Below are 18802 nucleotides of genomic sequence, written 5' to 3'. Positions count from 1 at the left end.
GCCGCCTGAGCAGCGCTGGGCCTCGCGCCGATTACTCGGCGGCGTCTTCAGCTTCGGCAGCGATGTTCGCGGCAGCTTCACCGATTTCGTCGGTGGTCTTCACGGCTTCATCGGCGGCTTCGTCAGCTGCGGCATTGATGTCTTCGGCCGTCGCGTCCGCGGCGGTGGTGACGTCGGTGGCAACTTCATCGCCAGCCGCTTCGGCATCGGCGGCCATCGCGTCGACAGCTTCTTCGGTTTCGGTTTCGGTGGATTCGCTGCACGCGGCCAGACCGAGGGCCGAGGTGGCGATGGCGGCAGCGAGGATGATCTTGCGCATGGTTTGAATTCCTTATCTCTGCGATTGCAACGCGATGCTGGGCAATGCGCGCCGAAACCGGTTTCTCTCTCGTCCGGTTCACAAAAGTAGATAGGGGGGGAAGCCCGGCTCGACAAGGCAGAATAAGGCGGCTCGCCCCAATTTCGCCGTATTTTTGCCACAATTGAGATGCGCATCGGCGTGATCCAGACCCCTACCCGCAACGCACGGCGGGTGCTAGCAGGCGGCATGGCCGAAAAGCACCACCTCTATCTCGTCGATGGCTCATCCTACATCTTCCGCGCCTATCACCGGCTGCCGCCGCTGACGAACCCGGAAGGCACGCCGGTCGGCGCGGTCTATGGCTACACCACTATGCTGTGGAAGCTGGCCGCCGATCTCGACGCGGCGGAGGGGCCGACACACCTCGCCGTGATCCTCGATGCCGGATCGATCAGCTTCCGCAATGATCTCTACGAACATTACAAGGCGCACCGGCCCGAGCCGCCCGAGGACCTTGTCCCGCAGTTCCCGCTGATCCGCGACGCCACCCGCGCCTTCAGCCTGCCCTGCATCGAAGTGCCGGGGCTGGAAGCGGACGATCTGATCGCCACCTATGCCCGCCGCGCGCAGGAACGGGGCTGGGATGTCACCATCGTCAGCTCCGACAAGGACCTGATGCAGCTCATCGGCGAGGTGAATGGTGCCCGCATCGACATGCTCGACACGATGAAGAACCAGCGCATCTGGCTTGAAGAGGTCGAGGAAAAATTCGGCGTCGGCCCGGAACTGGTCGGCGATGTGCTGGCCTTGATGGGCGATGCGGTCGACAATGTGCCCGGCATCTACGGGATTGGGCCCAAGACCGCATCGAAGCTGATCGCCGAACACGGCTCGCTGACCGCCGCGCTCGATTCGGCGCCGGCGATGAAACCCTCCAAGCTCAAGGAGCGTCTGATCGAAGGTCGCGCCGATGCAGAGCTCAGCAAGGTGCTCGTCACGCTGAAGGATGATTGCGACCTGCCGCAACCGCTTGAGGACATGGTGCTGGGGCCGGTCCCGCCCGAACCGCTGGCGGCGTTCCTCCAGCAGCACGGCTTCACCTCACTGCTGCGGCGGCTGGATGCGGGAGCGGGCAGCCCTTCGCGGACGACCGATCTCAACCCGCCCAAGCCGACAACGGCGGCGGCGAACGGGAGCGGCGAGGGAAGCCGTCAGCCGCTCCCCGAAATGGCCCCGATTGACCACAGCGCCTATGAAACGGTGCAGACGCTCGAACGGCTCGAAGCGTGGGTCGCGCGCGCCACCGCCGCGCGGCTGGTGGCGGTCGATACCGAGACCACCTCGCTCGATCCGATGCGCGCGGAGCTTGTCGGCGTCAGCCTCGCGCTCGGCCCGAATGATGCCTGCTACATCCCGCTCGCGCATCATAATGTCGGGGGGGGTGGCACCGACATGTTCGCGCAGAAGCCCGAGCAGGTGCCGGTGGCGCAAGCCCTCGCCGCGCTGAAGCCGCTGCTGGAGGACGAGGCCGTCCTCAAGGTGTTCCAGAACGGCAAGTACGATCTCAACATCCTCGCCCGGGTCGGGATCGCCGTCGCCCCAATCGACGACACCATGGTAATCAGCTTCGCGCTCGATGCCGGGCGCGGTGAGGAGGGCATGGGCGGCGGCCACGGGATGGACGAATTGTCCCAGCGCCACCTCGGCCACACCCCGATCCCGTTCAAGGACCTGTGCGGCACCGGCAAGAAGGCGATCCCGTTCGGCGAAGTCCCGCTGGACCGCGCCACCGCCTATGCCGCCGAGGATGCCGACGTCACCCTGCGGCTTTACCGCCACCTGAAGCCGCGCCTTGCGGTGGAGGGCGGCAGCCGGGTGTACGAGCGGGTCGACCGCCCGCTGATCCCGGTCGTCGCCGCGATGGAACGCGAAGGCATCCGGGTGGACCGCGCGCGGCTCGCCAAGCTGTCGGAGGAATTCGCGATCGAAATCGGCCGGCTGGAGGGTGAGATTCACGCATTGGCGGGGCAGGAATTCACCGTCGGCAGCCCCAAGCAGCTCGGCGACATCCTGTTCGACAAGCTCGGCTACAAGGGCGGCAAGAAAGGCAAGAGCGGGCAATACTCCACCGATGTTTCGGTTCTGGAGAAACTCGCGGTCGAAGGTGCGCCGATTGCCCGCAAGGTGCTGGAATGGCGTCAGCTGGCGAAGCTGAAGTCGACCTACACCGATGCCTTGCAGGAAGCGATCAACCCGGCCACCGGGCGGGTGCACACCAGTTACTCGCTGGTCGGCGCGCAGACCGGGCGCTTGTCCTCGACCGATCCGAACTTGCAGAATATCCCGATCCGCACCGCGATCGGCCGCCAGATCCGTGAGGCCTTTGTGCCGGAGCCCGGCAACGTGCTGCTGGCGGCGGACTACTCCCAGATCGAACTGCGCCTCGCCGCCCACATGGCCGATGTCGCCAGCCTCAAGGAAGCCTTCGCCCACGGCGAGGACATCCACGCCCGCACCGCGCGCGAAATGTTCGGCGATGTTACCCGCGACACCCGAGCGCGGGCCAAGACCATCAACTTCGCGATTCTATATGGCATCAGCCGCTGGGGTCTGGCGGGCCGTCTGGAGGTGCCGCCGGAAGAGGCGCAAGCGATGATCGACACCTATTTCCAGCGCTTCCCCGGCATTCAGCGCTATATTCACGAAACGCTCGAAAGCGTGCGGGCCAAGGGCTATTCCGAGACGCTGTTCGGGCGCAAGACGTGGTTCCCGCGGATCAATTCCAAGAACCAGGCCGAACGCCAGGGATCAGAGCGTGCCGCGATCAACGCGCCGATCCAGGGCACCAGCGCCGACATCATCAAGCGCGCGATGGCGCGGATGCTTCCGGCACTGGCTGACGCCGGGTTGCATGACGTGCGGATGCTGTTGCAGGTGCACGACGAGTTGGTGTTCGAACTGCCCGAAGCCCGCGTGGAGGCGGCGACCTCGATTATCCGGCAGGTGATGGCCGAGGCGGCCTTGCCTGCGGTCGAGCTGTCGGTGCCGCTGGGTGTCGAGATCGGGACGGGGCTGAGCTGGGACGCGGCGCACTAGCCTAATCGTCACCCCAGCTCTGTCTTTCGTCACCCCAGCGAAAGCTGGGACCTAGAGCGGCCAGCGCTGTACTAGACAGCCCTAGGTCCCAGCTTTCGCTGGGATGACGGGTTGTCGCTGGGGTGACGCGTCACGGCAATGTTTCACGTGAAACATTTCACGAACATCGCCGGCCTCAATCGTGCTTCCTGTCCCGTGTCGGGGTCAACGTCTCCGGTGGGAAGAAGCCGATCGGCTGGACGGCGGCGGCGCGCTTCTTCAGCTCGCCGCGCATCTTCTTGTATTCGTCCTCCATCTCGATCGTGACCGTCGCGCGCGAATCCGCCAGCGCGGCCTCGAAGTCCTGCGCCGCGACCTCGGTGACATCGCCGCCCAAGCGCCGCAGCGCCGAGAGGCCCGCGCGGCGCACCACATCTTCCAGGTCCGCGCCGGTGAAGCGCTCGGTCTTGCCCGAGAGCATCGCCAGATCGACGTCCTGCGCCAGCGGCATCTTGGCGGTGTGAATGCGGAGAATATGCTCCCGCCCGGCCTTGTCCGGGGTGCCGACATAGACCAGTTCGTCGAACCGTCCCGGTCGCAGCAATGCCGGATCGACCAGCGTCGGCCGGTTGGTCGCGCCGATCACCACCACCGATTGCAGCTCCTCCAGCCCGTCCATTTCCGCAAGGATGGTGTTGACCACGCGCCCCGTCACCTGCGGCTCGCCCTGCCCTGATCCGCGCGCCGGAACCAGCGAATCGATCTCGTCGATGAACACCACGCAGGGCGCCACCGCGCGGGCGCGGGCGAAGAGCTTGGCGATCTGCTGTTCGCTCTCGCCGTACCACTTGGAGAGCAGGTCGCTCGACTTCATCGAGATGAAGTTCGCCTCGGCCTCCTTGGCGACAGCCTTGGCGAGCAGAGTCTTGCCGGTGCCCGGCGGCCCATAGAGCAGGAAGCCCTTGGCCGGACGGATGCCCAGGCGGCGAAACGCATCGGGGTTTTTGAGCGGAAGCTCGATCCCCTCACGCAGCTTGTCGGTCGCCTCGCTTGCGCCGCCAATATCGTCCCAGCCGACATTGGGCACCTGCACCATCACTTCGCGCATGGCCGAAGGCTGGACACGCTTCAAGGCGCTGAGGAAATCGTCGCGCGACACGCACAGGTCTTCGAGCACTTCGGGCGGGATGGTACGCTCATCAAGGTCGAGGCGCGGCATGATCCGGCGCACGGCTTCGATCGCGGCCTCCCGCGCCAGCGCGGCAATATCCGCACCGACAAAGCCGTGGGTGACGCGGGCGAGCTCATCCAGATCGACCGCGCCTTCCAGCGGCATCCCGCGGGTGTGAATGCCGAAAATCTGCCGCCGCCCGCGCTGGTCGGGGACACCGATCACGATTTCGCGGTCAAACCGGCCGGGACGGCGCAGCGCTTCGTCGATCGCGTCCGGCCGGTTGGTGGCGGCGATGACGACGAGGTTGGCGCGCTTTTCCAGCCCGTCCATCAGGGTGAGGAGCTGGGCGACAAGCCGCTTTTCCGCCTCGCCCGGCACCTGCGTGCGTTTGGGGGCGATGGAGTCGATCTCGTCGATGAAGATGATCGCAGGCGCAGCGCGGCTGGCTTCCTCGAACACTTCGCGCAGGCGCTTTTCCGATTCGCCATAGCCCGAGCCCATGATTTCCGGGCCGTTGATGATGAAGAATTCCGCGTCGCTTTCATTCGCGACAGCCTGCGCGAGCCGGGTCTTGCCGGTACCCGGCGGGCCGTGGAGCAGCACCCCCTTGGGCGGTTCGACACCGAGGCGGATGAACAGTTCGGGGTAGCGCAGCGGCAGCTCGACCATTTCGCGCAGGGCGCGGATGGTCTCCTCCATCCCGCCGACATCGTCATAATTCACCACCGCGCGGCCATGGCTCGGATCCTCGAATTCGGCGCGCAGTTCGACTTCGGTGTTCTCGTCGATATGGACGATGCCTTTGGGGCTGGTCGACGCGACGATGAGGCGGATCTGGGTAAGGGCATAGGCGGGCGCGCGCAGCAATTGCCGCACGTCGGCGGGCATGTTCTGCACCGGCTGCTGCCCGGTGGTGGCCACCAGATCGCCCGCCATCAGCGGACGGCGGAAGAAGTTGCGCTTCAGCGCCTGCGTCGGCCCTTGCAGCCGCATCTCGCGCTGGGCCGGAGCGAAGACCACGCGGGTGGCGGGGCGCGATTCGCCGCGCACGATCTCGACATGCTCGCCCGATCCACCCTGGGCATTGCCGCGCTGGAGGCCATCGAGCCGCACAACATCCAGTGCGTCATCTTCGGGGTAGGCGGCCATGGCGATCGCCGCGGTGGTGCGCTTGCCGCGGATCTCGACCACATCGCCTTCGGTTATGCCGAGCTTCTGAAAGGCTGAACGCGGCATCCGCGCGATCCCGGCTCCCGATTCTTCCTGCCGCGCGGGGGCAACCTGTAACCGCACGCTGCGGATGGATGGGGCGATGTCGGCGTCGGCCATGGGGCGTTCCTGTGCATTCGAAGAGATTCTTTTAGCGAGACCGATAGCTAGGAACGGCAGCAATCGAATGCAATCGGAGGCTTGGCCGACAGAGGCGGACACGCGCCAGGCAACAGCCAACCAACGCCCGGCGACGCAGAGCGAGCGCGCAAGAAAAAAGCCCGGCACTGGGTGCCGGGCTTGAAAAGTTTGGGAGAGGATGCCTGAAAGGCAGGTTCTAAATGGCGCAACCGGCCTCATTGTGCAAGTGCGAAACAGCCCTATTTTGTTGCAAAGAACGCAACTTGACCCCGAAAATGTGCAGGTTTGTGCGCAATCTTGCAAATTTCTGCCCAAAACGGCGGCAGGCGCTTAAGGATTGGGCAGATTTCAAGAGTGTGACGGTATTGCGACGCAACATGAACCGCGATTCGACTTTACCCATCGGTGGGCGTGACAGCGGCACGGTAACGCTCTAGTCACGGCGTCGATCCCGAGAGGAGGGATTGACCTTGCCCATGACGACAAAAGGCAGACAGGCCCGATGACCAAGCTCTATCCCGACGCCGCCAGCGCGCTCGCCGGTGTGCTGCGCGATGATATGCTGATTGCCGCAGGAGGCTTCGGCCTGTGCGGTCTGCCCGAGCGGCTGCTGGATGCCATCCGCGATTCGGGTGTGAAGGGGCTGACCTTCGCCAGCAACAATGCCGGGATCGACAACGAGGGCATCGGCAAGCTGCTGCGCACGCGGCAGGTGAAGAAGATGATCTCCTCCTATGTCGGCGAGAACAAGGAGTTCGAGCGGCAATATCTCAGCGGCGAGCTGGAAGTCGAGTTCTGCCCCCAAGGCACGCTCGCCGAACGGATGCGGGCGGGCGGCGCGGGCATCCCCGGCTTCTACACCCGCACCGGCGTCGGCACCGAAGTCGCCAAGGGCAAGGAGCACAAGGACTTCCCCGACCGTGACGGGGTGATGCAGACCTACATCCTCGAACACGGGATCTTCGCCGACCTCGCCATCGTCAAGGCGTGGAAGGCGGACGAGACCGGCAATCTCATCTTCCGCAAGACCGCGCGCAACTTCAATCTGCCCGCCGCGACCTGCGGCAAGGTGTGCGTTGCCGAGGTCGAGGAGGTGGTGCCCGCAGGCGCGCTCGACCCCGATCAGATTCATCTGGCGGGCGTCTTCGTCAACCGGATCGTCTGCGGCGCGCCTTATGACAAGAAGATCGAATTCCGCACTGTCCGGGAAAGGGAGACAGCATGATGGGCTGGAACCGCGACCAGATGGCGGCCCGCGCCGCGCGCGAGCTGAAGGACGGCTACTACGTCAATCTCGGCATCGGCATCCCGACGCTGGTGGCGAACCACATTCCCGAAGGGATGATGGTGACACTCCAGAGCGAGAACGGGATGCTCGGCATCGGGCCCTTCCCCTATGACGACGAGGTTGATCCTGACCTCATCAACGCCGGCAAGCAGACCATCTCTGAACTGCCGCACTCGGCCTATTTCGATTCTGCGATAAGCTTCGCGATGATCCGCGGCGGGCATATTGATCTCACCGTGCTCGGTGCAATGGAGGTGGCCGAGAACGGGGACATCGCCAACTGGATGATCCCGGGCAAGATGATCAAGGGCATGGGCGGGGCGATGGACCTGGTCGCGGGGGTCAAGAAGATCATCGTGGTAATGGACCACACGTCGAAGGACGGCGCGCCCAAGTTCATCCCGCAATGCACCCTGCCGCTCACGGGTGCGGGGGTGGTCGACATGATCATCACCAACCTCGCGGTGTTCCAGCGCCCTGACCACAATTCGCCGTTCCGCCTGATCGAGATGGCGCCGGGGGTGAGCGAAGCCGACATCGCGGCGACCACCACCGCGCATTACGTGGTCTGATGCGGCGTGGCATTGCGCTTGGGCTGTTTGCGCTGGTTCTCGTGATCGGGAGCATGCTCGCCTTCACCTCGCCCCCGCGGCTGCTTTCGCTCTATGACCGGGCGCGCGGTGGGACGGCGGGCGCACAGCAGGTGGCTGAGGGCGTGGCGTTCGGCAGCCACGGGCAGATGCTCGATATCTGGGCGCCCGAAGCGGCGGGCGGCGCGGCGCGGCCGGTGGTGATCTTCTGGTACGGCGGCGGCTGGGCCAAGGGCGACCGTACCTCCTACGCCTTTGCCGGACGGGCCCTGGCGCGGGCGGGCTTTCTGGTGGTGATCCCCGACTATCGCAAGGTGCCGCAGGTGCACTTCCCCGCCTTCCTCGATGATGGAGCCGAGGCGGTGGCGTGGGTCGAAGACAATATCGCGCAGTTCGGCGGCGATCCCCGGCGTCTCGCCTTCATGGGTCATTCCGCCGGGGCTTACGAGGCGGTCATGCTCGCGCTCGATAGCAAGCGGTTGGTGGCGGCGGGGGCCGATCCGGCCAATGTGAAGGCAGCGGTTGGGCTGTCGGGGCCCTATGACTTCTACCCCTTCACCTCCGATCGCGCGATCAACGCCATGAGCCGGTGGCCGCGCCCCGAAGAGACGCAGCCGATCACCTTCGCCCGCGCGGACATGCCGCCCTTGCTGCTTGTGACCTCGGACGGCGATGAGACCGTTCGCCCGAAGAACGCCAACAACCTCGGCGCCAAGCTGCGCGCGCTGGGCGCGCCGGTGGAGGTGAAGAACTACGGCCCGCTCGATCACGAGGAGATCGTGATGGCGCTCTCAGTCCCGTTCCGAAGCAAGGGGCCGGTGCTGGCCGATTCGGTCGCGTTCCTCCGCAAGCATCTGAGGGAATAGGCCATGTGGCTTTCCGAACCCCGCAACCCCAACGCCCCGCTCGCCGGGCTCAAGGTGGTCGAACTCGCACGGGTGCTGGCCGGGCCGTTCTGCGGGCAGATCCTCGCGGATCTCGGCGCGGACGTGATCAAGGTCGAAAGCCCCGAGGGCGATGGCACGCGGCTGTGGGGCCCGCCATGGGTTGAGCGCACCGATGCGAACGGCACGGTCCACCGTGAGGCGGCCTATTACCATGCCTGCAATCGCGGCAAGCGCTCGATCATCGCGGACTTCGGCAAGGTCGATGACCTTGCGCAGGTGCGCGGCTTGTGCGCCGAAGCCGACGTGGTGATCGAGAACTTCAAGACCGGCAGCCTCGCCAAGTTCGGGCTCGATTACACCAGCCTGGCCGCCGCCAATCCGGGCCTCGTCTATTGCTCGATCACCGGCTTCGGCCAGACCGGGCCGCGGGCGCACGAGGCGGGGTACGACTTCGTCGCGCAGGGCATGAGCGGGCTGATGTCGCTCACCGGCGAGCCGGAGGGTGACCCCGTCAAGATGGGGATATCGATCAGTGACCTCGCCACCGGGGTCTGGGCCGCCAACGGCGTGCAGGCGGCACTGTTAATGCGGGCGCGCACCGGCAAGGGCCAGCAGGTCGACATGAGCCTGATCGAGTGCTCGGTCGGTCTCCTTGCCAATCAGGCGACCTACTTCTTCACCACCGGCCACAATCCGCCGCGGATGGGCAATGCCCACGCGCAGGTCGCGCCTTACGGGGTGTTTGCGGTGCGTGATGGCCACGTGATCCTCGCCCCTGCCAATGACGGGCTCTTTCACAAGCTGATGGCGGTGCTCAGGCTCGATCATCTCGCCAGCGACCCACGCTTCGCCACCAACGGCGACCGGACGGCGAATGCCAAGGCGCTCGACGCCGAGATCGCGGCGGCGACGGCAAGCTGGACCAAGCAGGGCCTGCTCGATGCCTGCCACGCCGCGGGCGTTCCGGCTGGGCCGATCAACCGGCTGGACGAGGTCTTCGCCGATCCCCAGATCATCGCGCGCGGAATGCGGGTGGAACTGGGGGGCATGGCAGGGGTGCGCAGCCCCTTCGTCTTCTCGGACGCGGAACTCGCGCTCGACCGGCCCTCCCCAATCCATGGGGAACACACGCCCTAGGGTTTCCGCTTGCGCCCATCTCGAATTTCTGTATTTTCAGAAATTGAGAAAGGAGCGGCGAGTCGTGGCCAATCTGATGGACATTCCCGAGGCCCGCGCCTTCATCCTCCACTGGGGGGAGATGGGCAGTGCCTGGGGCGTGAACCGCTCGGTCGCGCAGATCCACGCGCTGCTCTATCTCAGCGACGGGCCGCTCCATGCCGAGGAGATCACTGAGGTGCTCGGCCTCGCTCGCTCCAACGTCTCAACCGGGCTGAAGGAGCTGCAAGCCTACGGCATCGTCCGCCGCGTCCATATCGAAGGCGACCGGCGCGACCATTTCGTGGCCGAGACCGACCTGTGGGAGGTGCTGATGCGTCTCGCAGAGGAGCGCAAGAAGCGCGAGCTTGACCCCACCATCCGCCTGCTTGGCGAACTCACCGAAAGCGTCACAGCGCGCGGCGAAGTGCCGCCCCATGTGCGCGAGCGGATCGGACGGATGCATGAATTTATCGGCACGCTGACCGGCTGGTATGCCGATGTGCGCCACCTGCCCAAGCCGACGCTGGTGAAGCTGATGAAGCTCGGCCGCGGCATCGCCCGCTTCCTGCCGGGTATGGGCGGCGGCGAGAAATCCTGATCTGAACCCCTGACAAAGGAGAACCCTCTCTTGGAACATACCTGCATGTAGTAATTTCGGAACTTCCAGAAATAACAGGAGAAGAAGATGTACGATATCTATGCCTATGTCGCTTACCTGATCGTCAGCATCGGCCTCACCATCTGGGTCGCGCGGACCCTGTCGAAGAACGGCCTCGTCTTCCTCGTCGAATGCTTCGGGCATGACCGGACGCTGGCGGAATCGACCAATCATCTGCTGGTGGTGGGGTTCTACCTCGTCAATCTCGGCTGGATCCTGCTGACCCTGCGCTTTGGCGCCTCGCCCGAGAGCGCGGCTGACGTGATCCGCTTCCTCTCGACCAAGATCGGCCTCGTCGTCGTGGCGCTCGGGATCATGCACTTCTTCAACATGAACGCCATCGCCAAGTTCGGCCGCAAGGTCGGCACCTGGTTCCGCGAGGAACAATGGGCAGCCCAGGCGCGGCCCGCGAGCCCCGAGGCCTGATCAATCCGCCGAGGGGGCGGCCTGCCTGCCGCCCCCTTGGCTTGCGAGGAAACTGCCATGACCAACGCCTTGATCGCCTTTGCCCGCGCAGTCGGCTGGGGGACGCTGGCGGGCGCCGTGCCCTATATGGCGCTGCTGCTTGCGCCCATGCTTTTGAGCCTCTGGGACGGGGAGGATCCGCTTTCGGCCGCGATGCTGGTGCTGTTCCCGCTCGCCCTGTCTGGGGCCTTCGTGCTGGGATCAGCGCTGCTGTTCGGCTTGCCGCTGACCTTTTTTCTCAGCGAAAGCGCGCAGGAGCACGGTGGCACCTATGCCATGGCGGGAGCAGTTCTCGGCCTGCTGATGCCGGTGGCAGTGACATTGTCGATGAGCGGGAGCGTCGGCGGGGAAGTGCTGTTCCTCAGCCTTCCCGGCGGCTTCGCGGGCCTCGTCACCGGCACCAGCTGGGGCCGCTGGCGCGAGGCGCAGCGCGCGGTGCAGGACGCCCTTTAGGACAACGCCCTCGCGCCCGCCCGCCACAGTCGCTCGAAGGGGCCTTGCCCCACCTTCGCGACCCACCACGGCGACCACGCCAGCATCGCCGCCACCGGCACCAGCCCGAGCGCGAGTGATTGCCAGCGGGTGACCTCGCCGAACAGTCCCAAGCCCCAGCTTGCAAAGATCAGCGACAGGATCACGCTCGTCATCAGGTAATTGGTCAGCGACAAGCGGCCCACCATCGCCAGCCTGCGCGTCACGCCGCTGTCCCGGGTGAGAAACGCCATCGCCAGCGCGGCGTAACTCAGCGCCAGGGCCATGTCGAAGGGGGCCGAAAGCACCAGCGCGACCGGCCCCACCAGCGCGGCGGGAAAGCCGGTCTCTTCCAGCCACAGCGCCAGAAGCAGCAGCCCCGGCAGCGCCACCAGCGCGCTGATCCCGGCGATCCGTTGCAGCCGGAAGGTGCGCCATTCGCCCTTCAGCATCCCGCCCCGCCACAGCCCCATGCCGAGCGCGATGGCGGACAGGTTCAAGGGCAGGGACGCCGCCACCGTGGCCAGCTGGGCCGGAATGCCGAGGCTGCGGCGCGCCACCCGCTCCGCCAACCCCTCGCGGCCCTGTTCGAGCAGCATCGCAAGCGTCGGCGCATCGCGGCCGAACTGCCGCTCGGCCCAGAGCAGGGCATCATGCCCGCCTTGCCCCACATGATAAGCGACCAAGGGGGCGCCCAGCGCGACGAGGCCCAGCGCGACGTGAACCAGCAGCAGGCCCAGCGCGATGTTGATCAGTGCCCGCGCCGAAAGCCCCGTCAGCAGCGGCAGCGCCATTCCGGCCAGGGCATAGGCGCGCAAAACGTCATTGCTGGCGAGCAAGGTGGCGTGCGCAAGGCCAAGGACCAGCAGCACCGCCATGCGCGCATAATGCGCCCGCCATGGTGCCGGCCCGCTCCGTTCGATAAGGATCAGGCACCCGGCGCCGAACAGCATCGCGAACAGCGTGCGGAACTTGTCCTCGATGAAGACGAAGCTCCCGAGCCACACCCAGTAATCCACCGCGCTCGTCGCGCCGTAGGACAGCGGGTTGTAATAGGCTGGCCCCGGCAGGGCGAAGGCGTGGACATTCATGCCCACGATCCCGATCACCGCGATACCGCGCAGGGCATCAAGCGCGAGGATGCGGTTCGGGGATAAGGGCAGGGTCATGAACCCGACCATAGCGCATTTACGGGATGAACAGACCCACACCCGTTCGTCCTGAGCTTGTCGAAGGACTGTCCTTCTTCGTCAGGCCCGCGCAATAATTTCAACGGAAAAGCAGCCCTTCGACAGGCTCAGGGCGAACGGAAATGGGGGGCCGCGTCCCACTGCCGAGTCCGGCCCCCACGTCCCAAAAATCAGGCCAGTGCAGCCTTCAGATCGGCCACCAAATCGAGTCGCTCCCACGGGAAGAAGTCGCCCTCTGCCGCGCGGCCGAAATGGCCATAGGCGGCGGTCGGCTGGTAGATCGGCTTGTTGAGGCCGAGATGGGTGCGGATCGAACGCGGGGTCAGCCCGCCGAGCTTGGCGATGCCGAGGATCGCCTGCTCGATCTTGTCGTCGCCCACGGTGCCGGTGTCATGCGTGTCGACATAGAGCGACAGCGGCTTCGACACGCCGATGGCATAGGCGATCTGGATCGTGCAGCGCGTGGCGAGGCCCGCAGCGACCACGTTCTTGGCGAGGTAGCGGGTGATGTAGGCGGCCGAGCGGTCAACCTTGGTCGGATCCTTCCCGCTGAACGCACCGCCGCCATGCGGGGCTGCGCCACCATAGGTGTCGACGATGATCTTGCGACCCGTCAGACCCGCATCGCCATCCGGCCCGCCGATTTCGAACGTGCCGGTGGGGTTGATGAAATACTCGGTCTCACGCAGCAGCACCGGCGGGATCACGTCGGCGACCACCTTCTTGACGTAGGCTTCCAGTTCCGCCTGCTTGGCCGGATTGTTCTCGTCATAGCCCGGCTTGTGCTGGGTGGAGACCACCACCGCAGTCGCAGCGACCGGCAGCGACCCTTCGTAGCGCAGGGTCACCTGGCTCTTGGCATCGGGTTCGAGGAACGGGGCCGCGCCCGAGTGGCGGTCCGCCGCCATGCGCTCGAGGATCTTGTGGCTGTAATAGAGCGTCGCAGGCATGTAGCCCGGGGTCTCGTCGGTGGCATAGCCGAACATGATCCCCTGATCGCCCGCGCCTTCATCCTTGTTCTCGCCGGCGTCCACGCCCTGCGCGATGTGCGCCGACTGGCCGTGCAGGCGGTTGATGAATTCGAACTTCTCCCAGTGGAAGCCGTCCTGCTCATAACCGATGCGCTTCACGGTTTCGCGCACGGTCGCTTCGATTTCTTCCTGAGCGCCGGGTGCCCATTCATTGTTCTCGAACACGCCCTTGCAGCGGATTTCCCCGGCGAGGACGACCAGCTGAGTCGTGGTCAGCGTTTCGCAGGCGATGCGCGCTTCGGGGTCTTTCGAGAGGAACAGATCGACGATCGCGTCCGAAATCTGGTCGGCAACCTTGTCGGGGTGGCCTTCGGACACGCTTTCCGAGGTGAACAGGTAATTGGTGCGCATGAATACTCCGGGGGCTGGAGAGTGCGGATCGGGACGGACGTGAAGGCTGCCTTATAGAGATATAAGGAAACCTTTATGTCCTACTTTCCTACCGATCGCCCTAGCCGCGCGCGCGGGTGAGCGCAAGCACTCTCGGCAGCGCAAGGCCGAGGATCAGGAACAGCCCCGCCCAGGCCAGCGTCAGGGCGTGGCCGAACTGCGCGAACAGCGTAGCGGGCTTGGCGGCGGGGATCATGCCTTCCAGCTTGTCGGCCTTGCCCGTCGCAATATGCCCGCGCACCACGCCGTCCGCGTCGATCACCGCGCTGATCCCGGTGGTGGTCGAGCGCAGCACCGGCAGGCCTTCCTCGGCCGCGCGCATCCGCGCTTGGGCGAGGTGCTGCGGCGGCCCCCACCAGCCAAACCAGCCATCATTGGAAGGGTTGAAGATGTAGTCCGGGCGATTCGCCTTGTCCGCCACCGCGCCCGAGAACACGATCTCGTAACAGATCATCACCCCCGCCTGGCCATGCACCCCGAGATCGAGCGTGCGCGGGCCGGGGCCGGGGAGATAGTCGATGCTCCCCGCCACCAGCCGCGACAGGCCCAGCGGTTCGAGGATCGGGCGCAGCGGCAGATATTCACCGTAAGGGACCAGATGCGCCTTGTCATAGCCGCCGATGATCTGCCCCTCGCCATTCAGCGCCATCACCGAATTGCGTGCGCTGACGGCACCGGGGACGGTACCGGGACGCGGTGCGATGTTGAGGTTGACCACGCCGGTCAGCAGTGTCGATTGCGGGCCGATCACCGTGCCGATCCGCCGCCGCGCCAGCCTGGGATCACCGCCCGCGGTCATCTGGAGATAGTAGCGCGTCGGGTAGCCATCCTCGAGGTAGTCCGGCAGCGCGCTCTCCGGCCACAGCACTAGCCGCGATTGATCGCGCGACGGGGTGGTGAGCCGGGCGATGCGGACGAATTGCTCGTCGAACTTCGACCCGTCGTTGATTTCGGATTGCGGGAGATAGGGCTGGACGAGGGTGTAGCGGACGTCGCTCTCCCGAGCGGACGTCACAGGCACAAGCATGATCGCAGCCAGAGGCACCAGCGGCACGATCAGACCTGTTGCCCGTTTGCGAGTGATCGCGATCAGCACACCACAACCCAGCAGCACCGTGAGACCAGACAGCGCATAGGTGCCCATCCACGGCAGCACCCTTGCCAGACCCGGCGTACCCCACCCTCCCAGCAACATCAGTCCAAGTGGCGGCCACGGATAGCCCGTGAACACCCATCCCCGCAGCCATTCGGTGACGATCCACGCGCCCGCCAGCACCAGCCCGAAAGCCCAGAGCGGGCGCTTCTTCGCCAGCATATGCGCGGCAAGCGCTGCCAGCGCGGGATACCATGCGAGGTAGATGCACAGCAGCGGCACCGCCAGCCAGCCGAGGAACTCGGGCATCTTGGCCTGGTGGGTGAAGGCCGTCGCGATCCAGTTGTTGGCGAGCGTCAGATGCGCCCAGCCAAAACACCACCCGATCCCCAGGGCCGCGCGCTTCGTCGGGGCGGCGTGAACCAGCCACACGAACCCGGCCAGCGCGGCGAGACCCAGTGGCCACAGCTGCAGCGGCGGGTAGGCGCAGGCCCCGATCAGCCCGAAGAAGATGGCGGCAAGCGCCGGACGGCGCTGCATCAGCGCCGCAACCGCAGCCAGCCGCTCCATCATCGCAGCCTATTCGACCGTTTCGAGCGTGCCGCCGGTTTCGCCTGAGCCGCCATCGTCCCCGCGAATCGAGGGCGGGAGGATCGACGAATCGATTACGGAGCGGTCATCATCAGCCGCCTTGCGCGGGCGACGTGCCCGGACGGGCTTCTCGGCGCGGGGTTCAACCGGCTTCTCGGCCCGCGGCGCTTCATCCCGCTCGGGGCGGCTTTCGCTGCGCTCGGGGCGCTCGGCCCGTTCGGAACGCGCGCCACGCGGGGCGCGGTCATTGCGATCCTGACGGTTGTCGTCACGTCCGCCCTCTCTGGGCTTACGCGGCTGGCGACGTGCATTCGGCTGACGCTCGCCGCGATCATCTTGGCGCCCGTCATCGCGACCGGCGTCGCGATCATCGTTCAGAAAGCTCTCGCCTTCCTGACCGGGCTCGCCCTCTTCCATGTCGGAGCGCGGGGCATTGTCCGGCTGTTCGTAGCGCGAGCGAGTCGGCTGCTCGGTGCGGCGGCCCGAGCCGAAATCCATATCGTCATCGCCATATTCTTCGGTTTGCTCGCGCTCGTCATTGCGGCGCGAACCGCCGCGCTGCTCGTCCATGCGGGCCTTGTTGTCGGCGATCACGCGGAAATAGTGATCCGCGAACTGGAGATAGTACTCCATCTGCACGCGGTCGCCATTGTGGTGGGCGTCCTGCGCGAGCTTCTTGTACTTATCGAGCATCTGCGGGGCATTGCCGCGCGCCCGGCTGTCGATCCGGTTGAGCTGGGCGCCGTTGCCGCTCTGATTTCGGTTACCGCGCCCACGGCGACGGTTGTTCCGATTATTGTTATTGTTATTCAAGGAAGTAGTTCCTTATCAGCGACCCGCCGCAAAAAATGCCTGCACGCGCGGTCAACAGACCCCTTGTCCCTGCGCCTTACGTCAGGCCCCGACATCATGTCGGACCGGACGTGCTGCGCGCTCCGCGCTGCCGCAGTCGGGGACAAGCCCTGACGGCCGTATCAGCTGAGTTTAGGAGCTTGGCTCAGCGATTTGCGCCCTTCGCAGATCATCTGGCCTTAGGCGGACGTAGCGATGCCAAAGCGGTTTGCCAAGCCCTGCCTTGCTTTTCTGTCACATCAGAATCAACGCACGCGGCCGGCCGGCGAGGTCACGGCGCAGCCTCGTGGCAAAGCCTGATGCCGTTGCCAGCGCACCGACAGCCTCGGCCTGATTCGCTCCGATCTCGAGGATCGCGATGCCATCCGCGTTCAGCATGGCGCGCAATTGCGGGATCAGGACACGGTAATCGTCCAGCCCCTCCGGCCCGGCAAACAGCGCGCTGGCAGGCTCATGATCGCGCACCTGCGGGTCGAGCTGCGCGTCCTCCTCGACATAGGGCGGGTTGCACAGGATGAGGTCGAAGCTGCCGAGACCCTCCGTCCAGCCGGGCGTGTGCCAATTGCGATGATGCCATGCGCTCCGCTGCGTCAGGCCGAGCGCGGCAGCATTGCGTTCCGCCACCGCCAGCGCATCCTCCGAGGCGTCGATCCCGACCCCCTCCCAGCCTTCGCGGTTCGCCAGCACAGCGAGCAGCAGCGCGCCAGAGCCGGTGCCGAGATCAAGCGCGCGGCCCAGCTCACCCTCGTGTTCGCGCGCCGCTTCGATCAACGTCTCGCTGTCACCACGCGGGATCAGCGTGGCGGGGGTAACGGCCAGCGTGAGGCCGTAAAACTCAGCGGTGCCGGTGATATAGGCGACGGGTTCGTGCCCCACTCGGCGTGCGATCAGCGCCGCGAAGCCTTCGGGCGCAGGGTCGCGCATGTGGCGCAGCAGCATGTCGGAACGGCTCACCCCGAGCGCATGCGCCATCAGCCATTCGGCATCGAGCCGGGCGGTGTCGCTGACGGAGGCGAGCGTCTGAGTGGCGGCACGGATGGCTTCACCCACCAGAACCAAATCCGTTCGCCCTGAGCTTGTCGAAGGGCCGTCCTTCACTTTGACCTCGCACTGAAAAGATAAAAACGGTGCTTCGACAAGCTCAGCACGAACGGATTGTGAGTTTATTCCGCCAGCGCCGCCAGCCGCTTGCCCTCGTCCTCGGCGATCAGCGCGTCGACCAGCTCGGCGAGGCCCGGCCCGGCGAGCACTTCCTCGAGCTTGTGCAGGGTCAGCCCGATGCGGTGATCGGTGACGCGGCCTTGCGGGAAATTATAGGTGCGGATGCGCTCCGAGCGGTCGCCCGAACCGACCATCGCCTTCCTCGCCTCGGCCTCGGCCCCCTGCGTCGCCTCGCGCTGCGCGTCGTAGAGCCGCGTGCGCAGCACCTGCATCGCCTTTTCCTTGTTCTTGTGCTGGCTGCGCCCGTCCTGACAGGTCACCACTGTGCCGGTGGGCAGGTGGGTGATGCGCACCGCCGAATCGGTGGTGTTGACGTGCTGGCCACCCGCGCCCGAGGCCCGGTAGACGTCAATCTTGAGGTCCTTGTCCTCGATCTGGATGTCGACCTCGTCGGGCTCGGCCAGCACCGCGACGGTCGCCGCCGAGGTGTGGATGCGCCCGCCGCTTTCGGTGACAGGCACGCGCTGGACGCGGTGGACGCCGCTTTCGAACTTCAGCTTGGCGAAGACCCCGGTGCCGGTGACGTTGGCGATGACTTCCTTGTAGCCGCCGATATCCGAGGCGTTGATGCTGACCGGCTCGACCTTCCAGCCCTGCTCGGCGGCGTAGCGTTCGTACATGCGGTAGAGATCGGCGGCGAAGAGCGCGGCCTCGTCGCCCCCGGTGCCGGCGCGGATTTCGAGCATCGCGGGCTTGGAGTCCGCCGAATCGCGCGGCAGCAGCGCAATGGCGAGGCGGCGTTCGAGATCGGGCAGCGTGGCCTTGAGGTGGGCAAGCTCCTCCTCGGCCATGGCCTTCATCTCGGGATCGGCGAGCATGTCTTGCAGCCCCGCCATCTCCTCGCGCGCCGCCTTCACCTCGGCGGCGATTTTCGCCACCGGTTCGAGTTCGGCATAGTCGCGGCTGGCGCGCACGAAGGCCTCGCCCTCGAGCGTGCCCGAGGCCATGCGCGCTTCCAGCTCCGCAAAGCGGTGCGCGATCTGGTCAAGGCGTTCGGGGGGGATTTGCATTTCTGGT

Annotated in this window: 16 protein-coding genes; 8 read left to right on the top strand and 8 right to left on the bottom strand. The window is 65.8% G+C overall.

Going from position 1 to position 18802, the window contains the following annotated elements:
• Positions 1 to 31: 31 nt before the first annotated feature.
• Positions 32 to 319, bottom strand: a complete 288-nt coding sequence (locus tag ACLBKT_RS16845) for a hypothetical protein (RefSeq protein WP_410184138.1) — start codon at positions 317 to 319, stop codon at positions 32 to 34.
• A 228-nt stretch (positions 320 to 547) separates the two neighbouring features.
• On the opposite strand from ACLBKT_RS16845, the gene polA reads away from it, so the two are divergent.
• Entirely contained in the window at positions 548 to 3397 is a 2850-nt protein-coding gene (gene polA / locus ACLBKT_RS16840) for a DNA polymerase I (RefSeq protein WP_410184208.1), read from the top strand.
• 175 nt (positions 3398 to 3572) lie between these two features.
• Here polA and ACLBKT_RS16835 read toward each other — a convergent pair whose 3' ends face one another.
• Positions 3573 to 5879, bottom strand: a complete 2307-nt coding sequence (locus ACLBKT_RS16835) for a CDC48 family AAA ATPase (protein WP_410184137.1) — start codon at positions 5877 to 5879, stop codon at positions 3573 to 3575.
• A 523-nt stretch (positions 5880 to 6402) separates the two neighbouring features.
• On the opposite strand from ACLBKT_RS16835, the gene ACLBKT_RS16830 reads away from it, so the two are divergent.
• The 7 genes from ACLBKT_RS16830 to ACLBKT_RS16800 all read left to right on the top strand — a co-directional run bounded on the left by ACLBKT_RS16830 (position 6403) and on the right by ACLBKT_RS16800 (position 11399).
• Positions 6403 to 7125, top strand: coding sequence for a CoA transferase subunit A (locus ACLBKT_RS16830; protein WP_410184136.1), 723 nt, complete (start codon positions 6403 to 6405; stop codon positions 7123 to 7125).
• The gene (locus tag ACLBKT_RS16825; protein WP_410184207.1) at positions 7125 to 7760 is read left to right on the top strand and encodes a CoA transferase subunit B; all 636 of its coding nucleotides are present in this window, start codon (positions 7125 to 7127) and stop codon (positions 7758 to 7760) included. Before ACLBKT_RS16830 ends, ACLBKT_RS16825 begins: the two co-directional genes overlap by 1 nt.
• A complete protein-coding gene (locus ACLBKT_RS16820) occupies positions 7760 to 8644 on the top strand; it encodes an alpha/beta hydrolase (protein ID WP_410184135.1) in 885 nt (294 codons plus the stop codon). Before ACLBKT_RS16825 ends, ACLBKT_RS16820 begins: the two co-directional genes overlap by 1 nt.
• 3 nt (positions 8645 to 8647) lie before the next feature.
• The gene (locus tag ACLBKT_RS16815; protein WP_410184134.1) at positions 8648 to 9802 is read left to right on the top strand and encodes a CaiB/BaiF CoA transferase family protein; all 1155 of its coding nucleotides are present in this window, start codon (positions 8648 to 8650) and stop codon (positions 9800 to 9802) included.
• A gap of 76 nt (positions 9803 to 9878) precedes the next feature.
• A complete protein-coding gene (locus ACLBKT_RS16810; RefSeq protein WP_410184206.1) occupies positions 9879 to 10421 on the top strand; it encodes a GbsR/MarR family transcriptional regulator in 543 nt (180 codons plus the stop codon).
• 87 nt (positions 10422 to 10508) lie between these two features.
• A complete protein-coding gene (locus ACLBKT_RS16805) occupies positions 10509 to 10907 on the top strand; it encodes a hypothetical protein (RefSeq protein WP_410184133.1) in 399 nt (132 codons plus the stop codon).
• Positions 10908 to 10964: 57 nt separating this feature from the next.
• Positions 10965 to 11399, top strand: a complete 435-nt coding sequence (locus tag ACLBKT_RS16800) for a hypothetical protein (protein WP_410184132.1) — start codon at positions 10965 to 10967, stop codon at positions 11397 to 11399.
• Here the strand turns inward: ACLBKT_RS16800 and ACLBKT_RS16795 are convergent.
• The 6 genes from ACLBKT_RS16795 to prfA form a co-directional block, all read right to left on the bottom strand.
• Entirely contained in the window at positions 11396 to 12586 is a 1191-nt protein-coding gene (locus ACLBKT_RS16795; protein WP_410184131.1) for a DUF418 domain-containing protein, read from the bottom strand. The genes ACLBKT_RS16800 and ACLBKT_RS16795 overlap by 4 nt on opposite strands.
• 191 nt (positions 12587 to 12777) lie before the next feature.
• On the bottom strand, positions 12778 to 13989 hold the full coding sequence (gene metK, locus ACLBKT_RS16790) for a methionine adenosyltransferase (RefSeq protein ID WP_410184130.1): 1212 nt from the start codon (positions 13987 to 13989) through the stop codon (positions 12778 to 12780).
• A gap of 100 nt (positions 13990 to 14089) precedes the next feature.
• Positions 14090 to 15694 (bottom strand): apolipoprotein N-acyltransferase, encoded by a 1605-nt coding sequence (lnt, locus tag ACLBKT_RS16785; protein WP_410184129.1) that lies wholly within the window; start codon positions 15692 to 15694, stop codon positions 14090 to 14092.
• Positions 15695 to 15700: 6 nt separating this feature from the next.
• Complete coding sequence (locus ACLBKT_RS16780; RefSeq protein WP_410184128.1) at positions 15701 to 16525, bottom strand: DUF4167 domain-containing protein; 825 nt, start codon at positions 16523 to 16525, stop codon at positions 15701 to 15703.
• Positions 16526 to 16798: 273 nt separating this feature from the next.
• Positions 16799 to 17614: a peptide chain release factor N(5)-glutamine methyltransferase gene (gene prmC / locus ACLBKT_RS16775; RefSeq protein WP_410184127.1), complete on the bottom strand. Its 816-nt coding sequence runs from the start codon at positions 17612 to 17614 to the stop codon at positions 16799 to 16801.
• Between the two features lie 113 nt (positions 17615 to 17727).
• A complete protein-coding gene (prfA, locus tag ACLBKT_RS16770; protein ID WP_410184126.1) occupies positions 17728 to 18795 on the bottom strand; it encodes a peptide chain release factor 1 in 1068 nt (355 codons plus the stop codon).
• Between the last annotated feature and the right edge of the window lie 7 nt (positions 18796 to 18802).

Source organism: Erythrobacter sp. W302b (assembly GCF_046452395.1).
Taxonomy (GTDB): Bacteria; Pseudomonadota; Alphaproteobacteria; order Sphingomonadales; family Sphingomonadaceae; genus Erythrobacter.
The sequence above is the reverse complement of the archived record's forward strand: the minus strand, read 5'-3'. Positions and strand labels throughout refer to the sequence as shown.